General features: G+C 46.7%; 14 protein-coding genes. 1 reads left to right on the top strand and 13 read right to left on the bottom strand.

From position 1 onward, the window contains the following. Nucleotides 1–27 precede the first annotated feature (27 nt). From A3860_RS26055 to A3860_RS26025, 7 genes are all read right to left on the bottom strand, one after another. Nucleotides 28–1,305 (bottom strand): alginate lyase family protein, encoded by a 1,278-nt coding sequence (locus A3860_RS26055; RefSeq protein ID WP_081151683.1) that lies wholly within the window; start codon nt 1,303–1,305, stop codon nt 28–30. A gap of 20 nt (nt 1,306–1,325) precedes the next feature. Next, the gene (locus A3860_RS26050; protein WP_081151680.1) at nt 1,326–2,642 is read right to left on the bottom strand and encodes a LamG-like jellyroll fold domain-containing protein; all 1,317 of its coding nucleotides are present in this window, start codon (nt 2,640–2,642) and stop codon (nt 1,326–1,328) included. A gap of 28 nt (nt 2,643–2,670) precedes the next feature. Continuing rightward, nucleotides 2,671–4,455, bottom strand: coding sequence for a RagB/SusD family nutrient uptake outer membrane protein (locus A3860_RS26045; protein ID WP_081151677.1), 1,785 nt, complete (start codon nt 4,453–4,455; stop codon nt 2,671–2,673). Nucleotides 4,456–4,490: 35 nt separating this feature from the next. Further along, nucleotides 4,491–7,937, bottom strand: coding sequence for a TonB-dependent receptor (locus A3860_RS26040; protein WP_245843639.1), 3,447 nt, complete (start codon nt 7,935–7,937; stop codon nt 4,491–4,493). Nucleotides 7,938–8,249: 312 nt separating this feature from the next. Next, nucleotides 8,250–9,422, bottom strand: a complete 1,173-nt coding sequence (locus tag A3860_RS26035) for a FecR family protein (RefSeq protein ID WP_081151671.1) — start codon at nt 9,420–9,422, stop codon at nt 8,250–8,252. A 90-nt stretch (nt 9,423–9,512) separates the two neighbouring features. Continuing rightward, nucleotides 9,513–10,109 carry an RNA polymerase sigma factor gene (locus A3860_RS26030; RefSeq protein WP_081151668.1) on the bottom strand — a complete coding sequence of 199 codons (597 nt, stop codon included), beginning with the start codon at nt 10,107–10,109 and terminating at the stop codon, nt 9,513–9,515. Nucleotides 10,110–10,175: 66 nt separating this feature from the next. Beyond that, a complete protein-coding gene (locus A3860_RS26025) occupies nt 10,176–10,379 on the bottom strand; it encodes a LytTR family DNA-binding domain-containing protein (protein WP_081151665.1) in 204 nt (67 codons plus the stop codon). A gap of 56 nt (nt 10,380–10,435) precedes the next feature. Here A3860_RS26025 and A3860_RS26020 point away from each other — a divergent pair, with 56 nt between their 5' ends. Further along, nucleotides 10,436–10,879, top strand: a complete 444-nt coding sequence (locus A3860_RS26020; protein WP_081151662.1) for a lipocalin-like domain-containing protein — start codon at nt 10,436–10,438, stop codon at nt 10,877–10,879. A 93-nt stretch (nt 10,880–10,972) separates the two neighbouring features. Here A3860_RS26020 and A3860_RS26015 read toward each other — a convergent pair whose 3' ends face one another. From A3860_RS26015 to A3860_RS25990, 6 genes are all read right to left on the bottom strand, one after another. Then, nucleotides 10,973–12,406, bottom strand: coding sequence for a TolC family protein (locus A3860_RS26015; protein ID WP_081151659.1), 1,434 nt, complete (start codon nt 12,404–12,406; stop codon nt 10,973–10,975). Next, the gene (locus A3860_RS26010) at nt 12,399–15,566 is read right to left on the bottom strand and encodes an efflux RND transporter permease subunit (RefSeq protein WP_081151656.1); all 3,168 of its coding nucleotides are present in this window, start codon (nt 15,564–15,566) and stop codon (nt 12,399–12,401) included. The genes A3860_RS26015 and A3860_RS26010 overlap by 8 nt, the downstream gene beginning before the upstream one ends. A gap of 147 nt (nt 15,567–15,713) precedes the next feature. Further along, on the bottom strand, nt 15,714–16,802 hold the full coding sequence (locus A3860_RS26005; protein WP_081151653.1) for an efflux RND transporter periplasmic adaptor subunit: 1,089 nt from the start codon (nt 16,800–16,802) through the stop codon (nt 15,714–15,716). Between the two features lie 155 nt (nt 16,803–16,957). Then, a complete protein-coding gene (locus A3860_RS26000; protein WP_143774267.1) occupies nt 16,958–17,362 on the bottom strand; it encodes a hypothetical protein in 405 nt (134 codons plus the stop codon). A gap of 525 nt (nt 17,363–17,887) precedes the next feature. After that, nucleotides 17,888–19,168: an alginate lyase family protein gene (locus A3860_RS25995; protein WP_081151648.1), complete on the bottom strand. Its 1,281-nt coding sequence runs from the start codon at nt 19,166–19,168 to the stop codon at nt 17,888–17,890. A gap of 36 nt (nt 19,169–19,204) precedes the next feature. Then, complete coding sequence (locus A3860_RS25990) at nt 19,205–20,536, bottom strand: LamG-like jellyroll fold domain-containing protein (protein WP_081151645.1); 1,332 nt, start codon at nt 20,534–20,536, stop codon at nt 19,205–19,207. Nucleotides 20,537–20,603 lie beyond the last annotated feature (67 nt).

Here is a 20,603-nt window from a genome sequence, read left to right as displayed (position 1 = left end):
AGGAGCTCCCTCTGTTAAAAGTACTCATTATCTTGTATACAACAATGTTCCAAATCCCAATTGATCGAACCCTCCACTATTGGGGCCATAATCGCCGCCACCACCTTCGGGTTGCGTGGTGTTAACGCCCATCAGCGTATAAGGCGCCGTTAATCCTTTTCGCTTTACATAATGATAATAGATCATCGCCCACATAGGCCGCACCGTTCCTCTTCCATCAGAACTTATCTGCGTAAGCGTAGTGGTGGTGCTGCAATTGTAATACGTATAGGATTGGAACGGTACCGATAAATTAGCCACATTATATTTTGCGGTATATTCCGATGCCTTCAGGAACCGGTTGCTGTTATACCCATAAAAGTCATCGTTCTGGTGGTAGCTCATTTCACAGATGGTTCCCAGCAACGCAATCACCAACGTAGCATGCCCCTGGTCGCGGCCGCTTTCCTGCAATTGCGCCAGTCCCTGGTCTTTCCATACATAATTGATGGCCTTGCGAATGTTACCATTGCCCACGCCACGCTGAAAATAATTTACCGCTTCGTTATAAATGCCACGTTTATCGGCTAAAATGCCGATGGCCATTGTAGAAGCAATGTTACACAGGTCCCAGTTGGCCCAAAACAGGTCTGGACAACTATTCTGGTGATTGAGCAGGAAATTATGATTGTACGAATAAAATACAGTCAGCATCCACTGCTGGTATTTAGCGAAATCCGCCGCTTTCCAGTTCTTATAATCGCGCATGAGCTCACCGGCAATGGCAAACTGATAGCCATAAATACCTGCTGCCAGTGCAATATTAGGATCCCCACTCAATGTAGTGCAGGTGCTTGCCCAGGCATTTAATATCTGGATTGATTTTTCTGCATAAGTAGTATCGCCGGAGATCTTCCAGCGCAAACCGGTTTGATATGCCGCTGCTACATCATTGAATGCATGGGAATAGTTATCGGGGTCCGGTTCTTCGCGACTGCTACCGCCCCTGATGAGTTTTACGGTTGGACTGGCCACATAACTTAACTGCGCATGCGAATTGGCGATCAGTTTATTCCAGCCCGATACCCAGGGTTCGGAATTATTGGCCAACGCTGATTTTATGCGCGTAAAATCTTCGGCCACCTGCAAGCCACCGGGATGCGTCATCGGTGTGCTGGGCGGCAGGGTATCAATGTATTCCAGTGTTTCAGTAACCGCCGTTGTATCGGTGGGTGAATCACCGCTACCTGAACTTTTTTTGGCACAGGACAGTATCATTGAACTGCCACACAGCGTGAGCATCGAGTACAAAATGATTTGTTTCATAGTATTTGTTTAAGGTGGTATTACTTTTTATAGAATAATGTATAGATCTGGTCGGCAGAAAGCACCGAATTATAGAGTTGGAACTTATCGATCTTGCCGCCATAAGTTGGTTCATTGGCAGCCGCTACCACCTGTCCGCCAATGTATACTTTGCTGTGACTGAAAATAGTGTTTGATGCGCCTGCAGGCAGCGCTTTTGTTCCGATCAATACGCCATCGAGGTACATTTTCATAATGAGGTTAGCCGATGAAACGGTTAACACCGCATGACGCCAGGTATTCACCGTGATGGACTTATTGCCAATATTATTATACTCAAAGTAGCCGCTGAAGCCGGTCTTGTTCTCAATGATAAAGCGGCTCACCATATTGGTGCCTGCGCCGTTCCAGCTGGCAGCGGCACGCGCCGTGAGGTTAACACGATTACCGCGCGTTTCGCCAAAATCAAAGATGGGTTCCCAATCGGCAGTACCTGCCCAGTTCACCCAGCACGAAACCGTTAGCTCTGGTACTTTACTTATTTGTGCGGGCAATGAAATGGTTTGCTGTACATCACCAAAGGCCGTGGCTTTAACACCGGGCGGCAAATAAACTGCCTGTCCGTTTATGCCAGTCACATATGATAAGGCAGCAACACCGGCCGTTCCTTTTATATAAGTTGAAGCCGTACCGCCCATTTTGTCGTTCAGGTTGCCTTCAAAATCCAGTTGATAAATAGGATCAGGAACAGGCACCAGATAAGCGAAACCCGGACCTGTTACCGGAAAACCATTTACAATAACAATGATGTTACCTGATGAAAAGCCCGCTGGTACAATGGCTTTTATCAAGGTATCATTCATGGCATTTACGGTACCGGTAGTTCCATTGAAGCTTACCACCACTTTCGATGGATCGGTTCCATACCCCATACCTTTAATGATCACCGTATCGCCGGGTGTGCCGGCATCGGCACTGATAGATTTAACTACCGGCGCGGGAATAACCGTAAAAATGCCGAGGGAGTCAACTCCATTTGTCCATACCGATATGGATACTTTTCCCGTAAGCGCATTAGCAGGCACCTTCACTACGATCTTTCCATCTGCACATGACCGGATGGTATCTGCCTTCACGCCATTAAAGAAAACCTTCACTGCATTAGGGTAATCGCCAAAGCTGGAACCGGTGATCACCACATCTGTTCCGGGGTAACCGCTGGCCGGACTAAACCCCGTAGGAAGTGGCGCCGGGTACGTATAGGTTGTAAGGTTGGGGCCTTTGTTGCAACTGGCTATTATGGCTGCTGCAAACAGTATTGCCAGAATGAAAGAACTATATTTTATAGAAGATTTCATATGTATCGTTTTGAGTTTAACCAGGGTATTAATAGCCGTTGTTCTGAACCAGATTCTTGTTTAACTGAATTTGCTTCAACGGAATGGGGAATAAGTAATGCATGCGTTTGAAATTGCGGTTCACCGCCGCATCGATCACAATACATTTCAGGTTGCCCTTACCGGTAGCTACGGTGGCTTCGCCGTTCACATATTTGGCCGGCTGGTATTTGCTGGTGGCATTGCCACTGGCATCCCTGAATTCGGTTGGGTACGAAGCATCGCCTACCACCATGCCGCAGATATTCTGGTTCAATTCCTGTTCTGCTATGCCCCAACGCTTCAGATCATCGAAGCGCGCGTTCTCGCCATATAATTCCAGCGTTCTTTCGCGCCTGATCTCCGTCAGCATGTTCAACCCATTTGCCGTAACAAGTGCATTGGTGAGCGCCGCTACCCCTGCTCTTGCTCTTACTAAATTGACAGATGCATTCAGATCGGCATCGCTGATGTTGCCGTTCTTTTCCATCAACGCTTCGGCATAAGTCAGATACACTTCGGCCAGGCGTAACTGCGGATAATCCTGCGACTCCTGGTTATCGTTGCGGTAGGTGGGATAATTGTATGCGGCGAATTTCTGGTTGCCATAACCTACGCCGCCGTTTAACGTTAAAGAACCTGCTGAAGGAATGGCTGCATAACCCAGCACATAGCTCAGCATACGGTAATCGCGGTTCTGGTATTCTTTAGTGATATCGCTGTAGCCCTGGAACAAGGGTGATTTGCTTACGGGTAAACCATCGGTACACAAATACAGATCCATCATTTTGCGGCTGGGCGTCATAAAAGCCTGTACAGTATGCGTAAGGTTAATACCGCCCTGGCGAATATTGTAATCGTATACGTTTTTAATGATGAACTCATTATTGCTGGTTTTATCGAGGCCGGCGGGGTTGGAACCGGCGCCATCGATGCTGAATAAATAGTAAGAACTTCTTTTATTGAGCGTGGCGTTATTATCCCATAATTTATACCCGCCATTGTCCATCACGTCTTTGGCCAATGTGGCCGCTTCGGTTAAGAAGGATGCGATTTGATCAGAAGCAGGCCCTGCAGAACCAGCGAAATCAGTACTGGTGCCGGTGTATTTGCGCCAGGTGGCTTCATATAACAACACCCGGGCTTTGAATGCTTCTGCCGCCCATTTGCTGATATGTCCTTTATCGGCAGCCGGAATGGCCTGTTCGGTTGGCAGATCGGGAATGGCGTCGGTTAAGTCGTTGTAGATCTGGTTTACCACTTCATAGCGGCTGTTACGCGGAGCCGTAATTTCTGGTGAGCTAAGATCGGGAACAGAAGTAAGGAGGAGAACTCCACCAAACCGCTTCAGCAAAAAGAAATAATGCCAGGCCCGGAAGAATTTTGCTTCGGCAACATATTGCTTTATAGCGCTTTTGTCGCCTTTGTAAGCATCCGCTTTTGCCAGCAGCAAATTCACATTGCGGATATAGTTATACGCATTGTCCCAATAAATATCGATTGATGGCGCATTCACCGTTCCGCGTCCATAGTTCACGGTTGACCCTACGGTGATATTCGAGGAGAGGTCGGAACCGAAATCCATAAAATCATACACGTTGCTTTTATCGATCACCTGCCAGCTGATCATTTTATTATAAAAAGCATTGGCGGCAGCTTTGAATTGCGCGGGTGTAGTAAAATAATTTGCTTCGGTCAACTGGTCCTCGGGCAACAGGTCCAGGTAATCTTTCCTGCACGAAACGGCCGGGAACAAAACCGCAGCGATGATAACAGGAATTAATTGCTTCTTCATTCTATATAATATTTTTATTCAGTTCAATCAATGAATTACAAACCAAGGTTAACGCCAAACGACCAGGTACGCATGAACGGATAGCCGTTGTTTTGCGAGGTGAGGCTTTGTTCGGGATCGAACCCATCTTTAATGGAGGTAAACTCAAACAGATCGTTACCCGAAAAATAAACCCGTACGCGATCGAGCTTTGCTTTTGCCGCCAGTGTTTTTGGCAACGTATAACCTATCACCAGTGTTTTCATGCGCACATAGCGGTTGTTCTGCAACATAAAATCGTTGTGCTGGTAATTCCATGCCGACCGAACATTGTTCACCGTGAGGCGGGGATATTTGGCATTGGGCCTGTCGGCCGTCCAGGTTTTACCGAGAAAAGAAGTATTGGAGTTGGTCCATACGGCCCAGAACGGATAGGTCAGTGTACCATCGCGTTCTACATACTGATTGGCCACACCCTGGAAGAAAGCGGTGAAATCGATCCCGCGCCAGGAAGCGCCGAGGTTCAACCCAAAAATATAATGCGGTGCCGCATCGCCCATATATTTCACATCTCCTTTATCTCCTTTGCTGGGGTCGCCTATGGCGCTGATATACCCATTGCCATCGAGGTCTTTCTTTTTTGTATCACCGGGGCGCAGGTTCACCTTCTGGTCGCCCTGCGAAGGTATTTCGCCTTGTGAGGTTAAGGTGTATTTAGAGTAATAGCCGTCTACTGCTGCCTGATCTTTAAAATAGCCATCGGTTTGATACATAAACCAGGAGTTCAGCGGTGAGCCTACAATAGCAGCTACTTTTCCGGCATTCCAGGTAGTAGCGCCTTCCATCGAAATCAGCTTGTTGCGGCTATCGCTTACATTCACCGCTACATTATAACTTACTTCCCCGATCTTATCGTGCCAGCCTACTACCGCTTCCCAGCCATGCACATCGAGCACGCCGCTGTTCGATTTAGGAGCGGTTCCGCCCAATGCCGAAGGATAGGTAACGTTGATGAGCATGCCATTGTTCTTCTTTTTATAATAGTCGAACGTAGCAGTTAAGCGGTTATTCAGGAATGCGAGATCAACCGCGAGGTTCATCATCTTTACCCGTTCCCAGGTACGGGTTTTACTGGTAAGGCCGCTATTGCTAATAGTGGCAGCGGTTTGATTGGCTGGCGTGCTGCCAAAAGTGGCATTGCCGGTGCCGATCTGTGAAATATAATCGTACAAACCAATACCCACCTGGTTGCCGGTTTCGCCATAGCTGGCACGGATTTTCATCATATCAACAGGCAGGCGTAATTGCTTCACGAATTCTTCATTGGTGACAACCCAGCCGCCTGAGATGTTATAGAAATTCGACCATTTATACCCGGGCGCAAATCGCGATGAGCCATCACGACGGCCAAGCAATTCCAACAGGTATTTGTCTTTATACGAATAGTTGATGCGGCTGATGTAGGCATAAAACCCCCATTGGTTACGGCCGCCTGTTCCTTCCACGTATGTAGTTGGCGCAACGTTAAGATCATACACGCCATTGCTGCCAATATTGGTGCGGTATGCATACAACCCTTTGAACATATTCTTCTCTGCATTCAAACCCACCATGGCGGTAATGCGATGGTCGCCGAACGTTTTGGTATAGCGTGCTAACCCGGTATAGTTCTGGTAATATGTATTGTCCGATTCGGCCCTGATATTCGAGGTTGGATTGATGCTCGAAGGCGCTAATGTTCCATCCCATTGATACATGGGCACGGTAAGGTTGTACAGATCCCAGCGGTACTGGTTCTGTTGAATGGAAGCGGTTCCTTCCAGTTCAAGTCCTCTAAAAATTTCTACAGTTCCTTTCAGATCGATCCTGATGAGGTCATTGGTCTTGGTATCTCTGCCGCCATCGGTGGTGCTGGCTACAGAATTACGATTACCGGCATTGCCGAAGTTGGCATACCATTGTCCGTATGGATTTTTAGCGGGGAAGAACGGCGGGTCTTCGGCGATCATATCGAAACCAAGACCGCCTGAAGGACCTGATGTATTATCTTTCTGATAGGTTACACCCGTTTGCAATTTTATGTGATCAGTAATTCGATAATCATAATTCAACCGGAGGTTGTATTGTTTCTGCCCGTCGTAAGCGGTAGCCAGGTTACCCCGGTTATCGGCATAACCAGCCGAAAGGCGATACGATGTTTTGTCTGATGAACCGGAAAGGCTCATCGTGTGTTGCTGCGAAGCGCGGGCTGCAAACAATTCATCGTACCGGTTTGCTTTGCCAATGAAGATATCGCCCCAGAATGCAGTTGAATAAATGCCTTCAACGCCCTGCTGCATTTTTTGCAGGTTGTCCAATGACTTCCAACCCCAGTAATCGGGCACGGCTTCTTCTTTATTGGCATCTATCCACATGGTGGCGTATTGCTGCATATCGGGCGAAGGCGTTTTAATACCGATGGTATTGAAGCGCGTGTTGAAATTATAATCGATCCGCATTTTTCCCTTGCCCCGTTTGGTAGTAACCATTATTACCCCGTTGGCAGCGCGGGAACCATAAATAGCAGCCATCCCATCTTTCAGGATGGTTACCGATTCTATATCATCGGGGTTCATGGTGAAAAAGGCATCGGGGGTGGAAACCAGTTTTCCATCTACAATTTTATCGATGGAAGAAGGGATACCATCGATCACCAACAGCGGTGAACCGCCATTGACCGAGGTAGCGCCGCGGATCTGGAAGTTGATCGCTTCTTTACCGGGGCGGGATGAACTGCGGGTCACCAACAAACCGGGTGTTTGTCCCTGCAAGGCCAATGCCGGGTTGGTAACTGCTCTGCTTTCAAATGTTTTGCTGCTCACCTGTTCAACAGCGCCGGTAACGGTGGCTTTTTTAGCAGTACCATAACCAATCACTACGATGTCGTTCATCGCAATGTTGGCTTGCGTTAATTTTATGGTGATACTTGTTTGATTGCCCACTTTTATTTCCCGGGCCTCATAACCCACATAAGAAATAATAAGAACGGCATTTTGATTGTCAACGTTGATCTCGAAGCTGCCATCAGGTTTGGAAAATACGCCACCCGTTTTTCCTTTCTCCTGAATGTTGGCGTTCCCCAACGGCGTACCGTTCTCATTATAAATGGTACCTGTGACCTTTATTGGGGGCGCCTTCTCTTCCTGTGTTTTAATTGGCGGTGGAATGTCTTTTTCCTTGATCACAACAATGTTGCTGCCAATGATGGCATACGTAAAGGGCTGATCTTTCAAACACAGATCGAGCACCTGGCTTATGCCGGTATTGTTGACGTGGAGCGTGACCGGCCGGGCTTTTTGCAACAGTACTTCGCGAAAGACAAACGAGTAACCCGTTTGCTTCCTGATCTCCTTGAAAACCTGCTTTAATGAAATGTTGTCGGCCGACAGCGACACCTTTTGGGAATACACGCCGGCAGATACATTTAAACAGGCCACCAGTAAGAAAAATGAGGTGAATTTCATCACAAGCAATTGTTTTCGCCCAACCTGTATATTCGGCAAAAAAAGGTTGCGGCAAGCAGTTAAATGCATAAATTTGGTTTGTAGCCCCACGTATTTGCTGGGGCTGTTTGGGTTAAACAATAAAAGGATGTACACAGTCTTGCATTGGATTAACCTGAATGGATCGCTCCGATGGCCGTCGGGGCGATTTTTTTTGGTTAATCCCTGGAGAGGCTGACCTCGCTGAGGCCAACCCTATGAATGATTATTCGGGAGGATGCGTTCGATAAGTTGTGTTTTCAAATGGCATAAGCTATGTTTCGTTTATTACTATTACAGAACGATGATCTTTTTTCCTTCTATGCTGAACCGGGCGCTGCCCGATACTTCCAGGGCTTTCAATACATCAGAGAGGTTGGCATTTCTTGACATGTCGATAAACAAGGGATCGTTTTTTTGCGTTGGGTTCTTATAAACAATGTCAACATCGTACCACCGGGCTAATTGGCGCATGACTGTTTTTAAGTCGGCATGCTCAAAATGGAATTGTCCGTTTTTCCAGGCCATCACCTCTTCTGTCTGAACTGGGATGGGTTGGGATAAGTGGGATGAGTGGGATAAGGATACTTGTTCTCCAGGCTTTAATATGGCCGACCCATTTCCGACTGCCGTACTTACTTTCACTTTCCCTTCCAGCAAAGTAGTTTTCATTTCAGCCTCATCATCGTACGCATTGATATTGAAGTGTGTACCTAACACTTCAACAGCCATGCTGCCTTTTTCTACAACAAAAGGCATCTTGCTGTTATGTACTACTTCAAAATAGGCTTCGCCGGTTATTTGTACTTTTCGCTGGTTACCGGTAAATGCGGTTGGATAGGTTATAGAAGAGGCGGCATTCAGCCAAACTTTACTGCCATCGGGCAAAACCAGTTGATACTGTCCGCCCTTGGGGGTTGCCAATGTATTGTAGGTCAATGGTGAATGGTCAATGGTCAATGCTTTTGCATCGTAAACTAATTGACCATCATCAAGCTTTACCACTTTTGCATTTCCCTGTTGCGCAATCATGCCATTTGACGCATCATCCAAATTTATAGTAGTTCCGTTGGCCAGCGTAAGCACCGCTTTATTGCCACCGGGCGCCACATCGTTTTGCGGTTTGGTAGTTGTCTTCACTACTTCAATTTCCTTTTTAGGTTTATTAAGGAAAAAGTATGCACCGCCCGCCAGTAAAACAAATATCGCAGCGGCTGCCCACCACATCTTTCGCTGTATAAATCGCACCCGGCCCGTAGAAGGTGCCGCCTGCGGTTCATTTGTAATGCTTTGTAACAACCTGTTTTCAAAGGTCGCCTGCAACCTATTCTTTTGTTCTACATTCCAGGGCACCTCTCCGGTATTCACCAACTCGCTGTACCATTTATCAACCAGCTCCTGTTCAGCGGGTGTACACTCGCCTGCACCGAATCTTCTTAATATCTCCTGTAGTTGTGGTATGTTCATGTGTAGAAAATGAATGGGTTCCCTGTATATATGTCAGCTGAGAAAAGCAGAGGGGGTAAAAAAAAGAAAAAAAATTTCGCGCATTACTGATCAGGAGAATAGATAATGAAAAAGCAGCGCTGCAAAGGACCCTGCATTTTTCCGGATCACGTCTTTAATGAGCTGCAGGGCATGCTGAATATGCTTTTTAACTGTTTCATCTGAAATGCCGAGGCGTTCCGCTATTTCTTTATGGCTCAGGTGTTGCTGGCGGCTGAGCTCGTACACCGTGCGCATTTTGCCGGGCATTTGCTCCACTGCCGATTGCACCAACTGTTGTAACTCTTTTAATTGCAGCTGTAATTCCGCATCAGGCGGTTCATAATTGTTCAACATGTCGGCCAATAAAGCCAGGTAATCGCGGCGGGTAATGTTCTTCTCAATATAGTTAATGACCTTGTACTTAACACTTGTTTGCAGGTAAGCCTCGAGGGAGCCGGTAATTGATAATTCGTGGCGGCGGTTCCAGAGCGATAAAAAAACCTCCTGTACCATGTCGGCCGCATCGTCTGTTGAGCGAAGCGCTTTGGCAGCTGTTAAATACATGGCTTCCCAATACCGGCGATAAAGCAGGGTGAACGCATCTTTATCATCGTTTGCCATCAATGCCAGCAAGGTATCGTCAGTATGGGTAGTTACTTCTTCCAATTAAGCCAATGCATGTTGGCGTAAAAATAATACAAAAAGCTACAATTAGAAAGGAAGGATTGCGGTTCACGCTTCCCCACTCATAAAACCACCTGCATAATTGTCAAAGAATGCTGCGCGGTATACCTCGCCCAGGGGAATTTCGGTTTCACCGATGTAGATATTATGGTTGTCGAACGATTCAATGTATTCCTTATTGACCACGTATGATTTACTTACCCGCAGAAAAGTGGCGGCCGGTACTTTTTGATGGATCGTTTTCAGGTTCATGGAATAGTATTGCAGTAGCTATACATATTTTGCAATACTTTTAAAGAAAAACGCACATGAGACTTGCCATTTCTCTTTTCACCATTCTACTCTATGTATCGTGCAACACAAAACCATCGACCCTGCCCATTACCGGTACCTGGAAACTGATATCTGGCACCCTGATAGAAAAGAACGACACCACCGTTACCGACTACACGCAAAACAAACAGTTTATCAAGGTCATCAACGATTCGCATTTTTCATTTTTAGGTCATGACCTCAACAAAGGCAAAGATTCCGCTACCGCTTTCTTTTCTTCGGGCGGTGGTAAATATACCCTCAAAGACAGCACCTATACCGAACACCTTGAATACTGCAGCGACCGGAGTTGGGAGAACAATGACTTTTCGTTTACTGTTACCATCCATAACGACACCCTCATACAGCAGGGAATAGAAAAGATAGCAGCCACCGGGGTGAACCGGTTGAATATTGAAAAATATGTAAGGATGAAATAATTACGCTTTGAAACAAAAAATTAGCCCCGTTCCACCTAACTGGAGACGGGGCTTTTGCGCGCTGCGGGTTTTTCTATTTATGTTGTCTAATTCTTATTTCCACCCACCGCCTAACGCCTGGTAGATCTTCACGGTGGCAACCATTTGTTCTTTTCTTGTTTCGATGAGTTCAAATTTTGATTCCAACGCATCGCGCTGGGTAAGCAACACTTCCATATAATCGGCGCGGGCCGATTTGAACAGGTCGTTCGAAATGTTGATCGATTCTGTTAACGCTGCTACCTGCTTTGTCTGCAGCTCATAACTGTTTTGCAGGTTACCGATCTTCGAGATCTGGTTGGCCACTTCCACATACGCATTTACGATGGTGCGCTCATAATTATACACCGCCTGTATTTGTTTGGCATTGGCATTCATATAGGCCGCTTTTATGGCGTTCCGGTTCACAACCGGCGCTACCAGCTCGCCTGCGAGTGAATATAACATTGACTCGGGCGTTCTGAACAAATAAGCGGGGTTAAATGCATTGTACCCGATACCGGCAGTAATGCCCAATGATGGATAGAACTGCGCTTTGGCCACCTGTACATCCAGCCGCGATGCAGCCAGTTCCAGCTCCGCCTGTTTAATGTCGGGCCGGTTACTTAATAACTGCGCCGGAATACCAGCCTGTATCATGGTGGGCATGGCTTTATCCATTGTTTGTACATTGCGGGCAATGGGTTGCGGAAAGCGGCCCAGCAAAAAGTTGATCCTGTTCTCTGTTTCGGTGATCTGCTGCTGAATATCGAATTGCAGGCTTTTTGTTTTCAGCACTTCCGCTTCGAATTTACGCACGGCCAGCTCCGTTACCCGTGCTGCTTCCTTCTGCACCTTTACGATCTCGAGCGCATTGCTCTGGATCTCGATGTTCTTTTTTACAATATCGAGCTGGTTATCGAGCGCCAGCAATTCATAATATGAATTGGCGATCTCGGCGATGAGTGTAGTGACCACAAAGTTGCGGCCTTCTATGGTTGCCAGGTACCGGGTCACGGCTGCTTTTTTCGCATTGCGCAGTTTGTGCCAGATGTCTACTTCCCAGGTTGCATAGGCACCCAGTAGAAAATCGGGCAGCGGGTCGGGCATTTCTTTACCGGGTTTTATTTCGGTAGTGGCGTCACCAGCACCCTGGCTGGTATAACGGCCTACTTTTTCAACACCGGCGCCAGCCCTTACGCCCACAAAGGGCAGGTATTCCCCCTTTCTTGCCTGGATCTCGTTCTTTGTGATCTCGATCTCCTGCAGGGTGATGTTCAACTCCTGGTTATGCTGAAGCGCGGTATCGATCAAAGCTACCAGATAGGGATCGGTAAAATAGGTTGACCATTTTAAGGCCCCTATATTGGCAGTATCCTGCGAGTTGTTGAAACTCGCAGGGGTTGCTTTGCTCTCTGTTTTTTGTACCAGAACAGGCAGTTTGCAGGCCGTGTAGGCCAGGCAAATACTTGCGATGCCCAGGTATTTGCATAGGTTGTTTTTAAACATTGTGATCTATTTCTTCTGTTAATGGATTTTCGTCTTCATCTTTAATGAGCTTGCGTTTGGCTGCCAGTTTACCGAACATATAGTACAATCCGGGAATAACAATTACCCCGGCCAGTGTACCCACCAACATACCACCTAAGGAAGATGAACCAATGGTACGGTTACCAATGGCACCGGGGCCTGTAGCAAATACCAGCGGTATCAACCCGGCAATAAACGCCAGTGATGTCATTAAGATGGGGCGGAAACGTGTTCGGGCGCCTTCCATCGCAGCCCTGAAAACGGTCATGCCGGCACGGTGTTTTTGCGCGGCAAACTCTACGATCAGTACCGCGTTCTTACCCAGCAAACCCACCAGCATGATCAAACCCACCTGGGCGTAAATGTCGTTTGCCAGTCCCATTACCTTGATCAACAAAAACGAACCGAATACCCCGGCAGGCAACGAGAGAATAACCGATAATGGCAAAATGAAACTTTCGTATTGCGCAGCCAGGATCAAATACACGAACATCAATACGATGGCGAAAATGATCACCGCTTCATTACCACGCGATGATTCATCTTTCGACAACCCTTCCCAGTCGATACCATAACCACGGGGCAATGTTTTATCGGCCACTTCCTGAATGATCTTAATGGCTTCACCACTGCTTATACCTGCCGCCGGTTCCCCGCGGATAGCCGAGGAGTTATACATATTGTACCGGGTGATCTCATTCAACCCATGTGTTTTCTTTATTGACATGAATGCCGAGTAAGGCACCATTTCTTCGCGGTTGTTCTTTACATATAGTTTCAAGAGATCATCGGGCAGGGCGCGGTATTCAGGCGAAGCCTGCACGAACACTTTCAAAAAGTTACCGAACCTGATGAAACCCAACTCATAGGTACTACCTATCAATATCGACAGGTTGTCCATGGCTTTTCCGATGGATACGCCTTTTTGCATAGCGGCCTTGTTATCGATCTGCAATTCATATTGCGGATAGTTGGCGCTGAAGAAGGTGAACAAACCGGTAAGCTCTTTACGTTTTCTGAGCGCAGCCATGAAATCATCGTTCACCTTTTCCATGTCGGTGTAATTATCGCTATTGGTTTTGTCGAGCAAACGCAGGGCAAAACCACCTGCAGAACCATAACCGGGCACGGCCGGCGGACCAAAGAATTCAATGGTAGCACCGGGGATCTCTTTACATTTTTCTTCCAGTTCCTCAATGATCTCGTTCACATTATGTTTACGTTCACTCCAGTCTTTCAAACTGATGATACAGGTACCGGCATTTGAACCACGGCCTTCGGTCAACACCTCATAACCCGCCAGCGCCGATACCGATTGAATGCCATCTACATGTTCGGCAATTTCCTGTACCCGCTTCGACAGGTCGTTTGTTCTTTCGAGGGTGGAACCGGGCGGTGTTTGTATAATGGCGTAGATCATACCCTGGTCTTCATTGGGAATGAAACCCGAAGGCAATGTTTTACCAATGCCAAAGATGCCAAAACAGAATGCACCTAATAATAAGAATGTGACCAGGCGGCGGCTCACGATCCTTTCCATCAGCTTCGAGTACCGGCCCGTCAGTTTCTCAAACGCCCGGTTGAAGGCATCGAGGAATAGATTGATCGGCGTCTTCCTTCTTGGCTTGCCATGGGTATTCTTTAATAACATGGCGCACAACACTGGTGTTAAAGTAAGCGCCACCACACCCGACAGTACGATGGCGGTTGCCATTGTAATGGAGAACTGGCGGTAGAAGATCCCTACCGGACCGCTCATAAACGCCACGGGAATAAACACCGCTGCCATTACGAAGGTGATGGCGATGATGGCGCCGCTGATCTCATGCAATACTTCCTTTGTTGCCTTATAAGGCGACATATGCGTTTCTTCCATTTTGGCGTGCACCGCTTCAATAACCACAATGGCGTTATCGACCACAATACCAATGGCCAGTACCAACGCAAACAGCGTGATGAGGTTGATGTTCAACCCAAACAACTGCATAAAGAAGAACGAACCAATAAGCGATACAGGTACCGCCAGCGTGGGGATCAACGTAGAACGCCAGTCGCCCAGGAACAGGAACACCACAATGGCCACCAGCACGAAGGCCTCGCCCAGCGTATGCAACACTTTTTCTATAGAAGCGTCGAGGAAGTTCGAGACGTCATAATCGATCTCATAATCCATTCCCGGCGGAAAGGATTCTTTTTTCAGTATTTCCAGTTTTTCTTTTATCGCTTTAATTACATCCTGGGCATTACTGCCATAGGTTTGTTTCAATACCACGGCCGCAGAAGGGTGGCCATTGAGGTTTGAATAGATATCATAAAATTCACTTCCCAGCTCTACATCGGCGATATCTTTCAGGTAAAGGATCTCGCCATCGGGGTTGGCGCGAATGATCACATTCTGATATTGCTCCGGCTGGTTATACCGGCCCTGATAGGTTAACACATATTCCAATGCTTCGGAACGCTTACCATCACTTCTTCCCAACCGGCCGGGCGAACCAATGATACTCTGACTGCCCAGGGCTTCCATTACTTCATCGGTTGATACATTGTATGCCCGCATGCGGTCGGGCTTCAGCCAAATGCGCATGGCATAGTTACGGCTACCTAAGATCTGCGCGCTACCAATACCCTTTACGCGGCTGAGCTCGCGCATGATGTTTACGTTGGTAAAGTTGTACAGGAAGTTTTCATTGGCGTTCTTATCCTTACTGTATACGTTTACATACATCAACATGTTCGGCTGCAGCAGGTTAACGATGATACCTTCGCGTTGCACCAGTACAGGCAACCGGTTTGTTACCTGCTCAATGCGGTTCTTTACGTTTACCACCGCCGCATTGGGATCGGTTCCCAGATCAAACACCACCTGTACGTTTGCCTCACCGGCGCTGGTGGCATCTGAGGTCATGTATTTCATACCAGGCACCCCGTTAATGGCTTTTTCCATGGGGATGAGCACTGATTTTACCAACACATCGGCACTGGCGCCGGGGTACGCCACACTAACGATTACCCGTGGGGGCGCAATGGAAGGGAACTGAGATGTAGGCAGGGTATTGATCGCCAGTATCCCCATAAAGACAATAACGAGGGATAGCACGATCGCAAAGACCGGCCTTTTCATGAATATATTAAACATGTATTCTAATCTTTACGTTTGGTGAATGGTCAATATTTTAGTTACCAGTTTCCGGTTGCCGGGCCCTTCATGCGGAAAGCCGGCCTGTAATCAACCTGCAATTAATTTGAGTTCCTGTAACTGGTACCTGGTAACTGGCAACCTGCATTATTCCGATTCCAACTTTAACTGAGACATTACCTTGCCGGGTTCTTCATACTCAAAGGCTATCCGGTTACCATCCTGCACCTTACGGATCCCTTCCAGCAAGATCTTGTCGCCTTCGGCTACACCGTCCTTGATCACATACAGGTCAGGTATTTCAGCAGCGATGGTAATGGGCGTCAGCTTCACCACATTGTCTTTATTAACTATATACACATATTTTTTATCCATGATCTCCAGTGTCGCTTTTTGCGGAATGATGATGGCATTCTTCAGATCTTCCTTCATGAGAATGCTGCCGGTTTCACCATGACGTAACAATCCTTCCTGGTTGGGGAAGGTGGCGCGGAAAGCGATGTTACCGGTTTCGTTGTTGAACTCGGCTTCAATGGTCTCAACATAACCGGGATGTTTGAACAACTCTTTGTTGGCCATCATCAGGTTTACTTTCAGCTTTTCTTTTGCCTGGGCATGTTCTTTATAATTCAGGTACTCCGGTTCAGATACGTTGAAGTAAACCCACATCTTGCTGTTGTCTGACAGGCTTGTCAACAACTCACCTTCTTCAACCAGGCTTCCCTGTTTTAAATGCAGGTGGTCAACAATACCATCGAAAGGGGCTGTGATGTCGGTAAATGCCAGGTGTGCTTTGGCCAGCGCATACTCCGCCTTTGCCTTTTTTAATTTAGCAACGGCCAGCGCCAGTTCGTTCTTTGATACTACATTTCTATCGGCCAGCGATTGGGTATTATTCACTTCAATTTCTGCAGCCTGGGCTTCCGCATCAGCTTTTTCCATTTCGGCCTGGTAAACAGTAGGCATGATCTTGAATAATAATTGTCCGGCCTTTACATACTGGCCTTCGTCAACATACACGCGTTCGAGGTAACCTTTCTCCTGCGCTTTCAATTCAATGTTGCGGATGGACTTTATCTGGCACACATATTCATTGGTTACGGTTGTGTCCATTTTCACCGGACTTGTCACGAGCAGTTTTGTAGGCTCTTCTTTAGTGGTTTCCGCTTTTGTTTTACAGCTTGTATGGCACACCAGGGTGGCATATAAGCCAATGAGCATAAGAATTTGTTTCATAATATTTATGGAGCGTTTAGAGATTGCCTGAGAATATTGATTAAAGCGGGGACAAAGCATTCCTAACCACGATAGCTTAAGCTATTATGGCAAGCAATACAATCAATAATGGAGTGGTTAGGCTGTCATTGTTTGTCCGCTATGGAAGAAAGGGATCATATCCTGATCACGCAGTGCATGATAAACTTTGATGTGGAGACGTAGGAAAAATGTTCACGAACTGGCAGGCGACCGCTCAAATAATAATCGCAATATTCAACTATTGTAGTATAAAAAGAAGAAATGCCCCCATAACCTGTGCCCGGATGTTTTTTAAAGAAATCATCATCATCGTCATCATCCTCTTCTTTTGTGGCCTTTAATGGATCGGCAACTTTTCTTAATCCGGGAAGGGGTGCGGCTGTAAAGAATGCTTTATTTTTTTGCACTACCGGATATTCCGCCAGCGCAGATCTGTCGGCCGTATTTGCGGGGCCAAAGGGAGCCTGGGTTGTATGTGCATACCCCCCAAGAAAGAGAAAACCACATAAAAGCAGCATTTTAATAACCGACTTCATCATCAGGCTCCAAATAATATGAAGTTCATTAAACAAACAGTTGTTACTGTTCCCTAAAAAATAAAGCTTTCCCGTTTAATGGAAAGCCATCGTTTAGGTCCCCCATATGCTACTGTTAGCAGTAATGCGGGATTCGTAAAATTAACGGTAAAATGAACACGGGCAAAGGCCCGATGGCAACTTTTAATTGTTTATTTGACCCAATAACAACTCATTAATAAAATTTTCTTCCGGTAGCGAACAATATTAGAAAATGCGCCGGCTAACTTTAATGATATTCTAATGGAGTTTTAATTGCTATTGCCATTTCTATTTAAGGAACAAATTCATAGCTCATGCCGGCAGTGGTATTAATATCATAAAGGTTGCCGGCATTAATTGCTATACCCTTTAGTGTTGCCTTTTCCCCGATCAACAGAAAAGGCCTCCCGGTGAACCGGGAAGCCTGGTAACTTTCTGCCGCATGTCACCTGAACTACATGGGTAGAGAAATCAGCTGGATTTAAACAGGATATTGGATCATCCTAACTATCTTGAATATAACAGGGTGCCGAATCCTAACTGGTCGAAGCCACCGCTATTGGGACCGTAGTCGCCACCACCGCCTTCGGGATAGCTGGCGTTAACACCGCGCTCAGTGTACGGCGCCGCCTTCAATCCCCTGCGCTTTACATAATGATTATAGATCATCGTATACATGGGGCGCACCGTGCCTCGTTGGTAATCACTAATTTCAGTTTGCATGATCGTTGTATCACAATCCCTGTACGGATACTGTTGGAAAGGAACATCCTCATAAGCCACATTGTATTTGGCGGTATATTCAGAAGCCTTCAACACCATATTATCATTAAATCCATAAAAATCATCGCCCTGGTGATAAGCTATTTCGCAAATGGTGGCCAATAAGGCTGTTACAAGCGTAGCATGCCCCTGGTCACGACCGCTTTCCTGTATCTGGGCCAAACCGGCGTCTTTATGTACATAATAAATGGCCTTTCTGATATTTCCGTTTCCGGCGCCCCGCTGAAAATAATTCACGGCCTCGTTGTACATGGTACGGTTATCGGTTAAAATACCGATTGCCATAACAGAGGCAATATTACCCAGGTCCCAGTTAGCCCAATAGTGATCGATACAGGCGCCGTTATGATTTACCAGGAATGAATGGTTCATGGTATAAAACACCTTTAACATCCATTGCTGATAGGCCTGAAAATCGGCAGGTGCCCAGCCACTATAATCGCGCATCAGTTCACCGGCTAATGCAAACTGGTAACCGTAGAAACCGGCTGCCAGGAACACATTGGGGTCGCCGCTTAATTGCGTACAGGTAGAAGCCCAGGCGTTCAGGATCTGAACGGCTTTATTGGCGTAACCTGTTCTGCCTTCGATCTTCCAGCGAAGCGCCAACTGATAGGCAGCAGCCGCGTCATTGAAAGCCTTCGAATAGTTATCCGGTTCAGGTTCTTCCCGGCTACTGCCCCCTCTGATCAACTTTACAACCGGGCTGGGCGTATACGTTGAATCTGCATGCGAGTTGGCTTTCAGTTTATTGTATCCGGCTGTAATGTCTTTATTATTTGCAACCAGCGCCGCTTTGATGCGGTCAAAATCTTCAGTTACATTCAATCCACCCGGATGAATTAACGGAGTACCGGGAGGCAATGTATCAATATATTTAACTGCACCCACCATGTTAGTGGTGTCGTAAAGCTCATCATATTCTTCGCCGCCTTTTTTTGAGCAGTCTATCATAGATACACTCAATACAGTGGCGAGTATAGAAAAAAGGGCGAGTCGTTTCATAGTTTAATTGGGCTTTTGAAAATAAATATTTCGCCGTTACGGCTTGTTCTTGTAGTAAATGGCAAATACCTGGTCGGCGGTCAATGCCTGGTTATAGATCTGAAACTCGTCTATCATACCACCCAATGCCGGTTCTTTGGTAACGCCATTGGTTGGTGAACCGATATAAACTTTGGAGTGACTATATACAGTATGGTCTGCAGCGGCGGTTAAAGTCACTGAACCAACCTCTACACCGTCCATATAAATTCTTTCAATGCGATTGGTTACTGAAATTACCATGGCTACATGATGCCATTCTTTGGGCGGAAGCGGTCCTTTGCCAATTGCGTTAAAATAAGTAGGGGGTGTACCAAAACCATTAATGTTTTCAAAGACCGAGCGGCCGATCATATTAAGATAACCGGTGCCAAAACCTGAATTCATCCTGGTCATTAAGCAGATACGTTGCCCCCTGGCCGCTCCGGCATCAAACACAGGCTCCTGTACCCAGTTGGTAGAATCATTCGTCCAGTTCACCCAGCAGGCAACAGTAAGCTCTTTCTGCCTGGTTATTTGGGCGGGCAATGCCAATACCTGGTTATTTGTCGTTGTCAAATTATACGTGCCCTCCAATTTGACAGCCTGTCCGGCTATACCATTAACATAGCTCATGGGCTTACCTTCGGGCGTTTTGTAAGTATAAGTCGCAGCAGCCCCCCCCATATTGTCGGTCAGGTTGCCTTCAAATGACAGCCAGTAAATTGGGTTCGGAACAGTTGCAACGGCCCTGAACAATGGGCCGGTTACCGGATAATTATTAACCGATACCACAATGTTACCAGAGGTGAATCCCTGCGGTAAGGTTACGTTAAGTGTTGAATCGTTTATAGTGGTAATAGTACCGGTTGTACCATTGAAATCTACTTTTACTTTTGCCGGGTCGATACCAAATCCCGCACCGGTTATCACCACCGTTTCACCTGGTAAACCGATATCCTTATTAGTTGATAACACCACCGGGGCTGCAACGATGTTAAATTGTCCTATAGAATCAACGATGTGTGTCCAAACCTGCAGACTTACTTTCCCTGACAGGGCATTTTTTGGTACGCGGGCTACTATTTTTCCATCTTCACACGACAATATCGAATCGGCCTGAATACCATTAAAGAACACCTTAACCACATCTTTATAATCACCAAATGTACTGCCCGTGATCGTTACAGTAGCGAATCCGGCATAACCGCTGTCAGGAAACATACTTTTCGGTTGAGGCTCGGGATAAGTATAGTCTTTAAGCCTGGGCCCTTTAGTACAACCAGCATACATGCCTGCCAAAACAAGTAAGGCCGTTATGGAATGGATCTTTTTTATTGGGAACTTCATATAGTTTGGATTTAAACAGGTTCTTCAAGTTGTTATAACTATTGGCAATAGACAATCGACAGTCAAT

The sequence above is a fragment of the Niastella vici genome (assembly GCF_002077945.1).
Lineage (GTDB): Bacteria > Bacteroidota > Bacteroidia > Chitinophagales > Chitinophagaceae > Niastella > Niastella vici.
The sequence above is the reverse complement of the archived record's forward strand: the minus strand, read 5'-3'. Positions and strand labels throughout refer to the sequence as shown.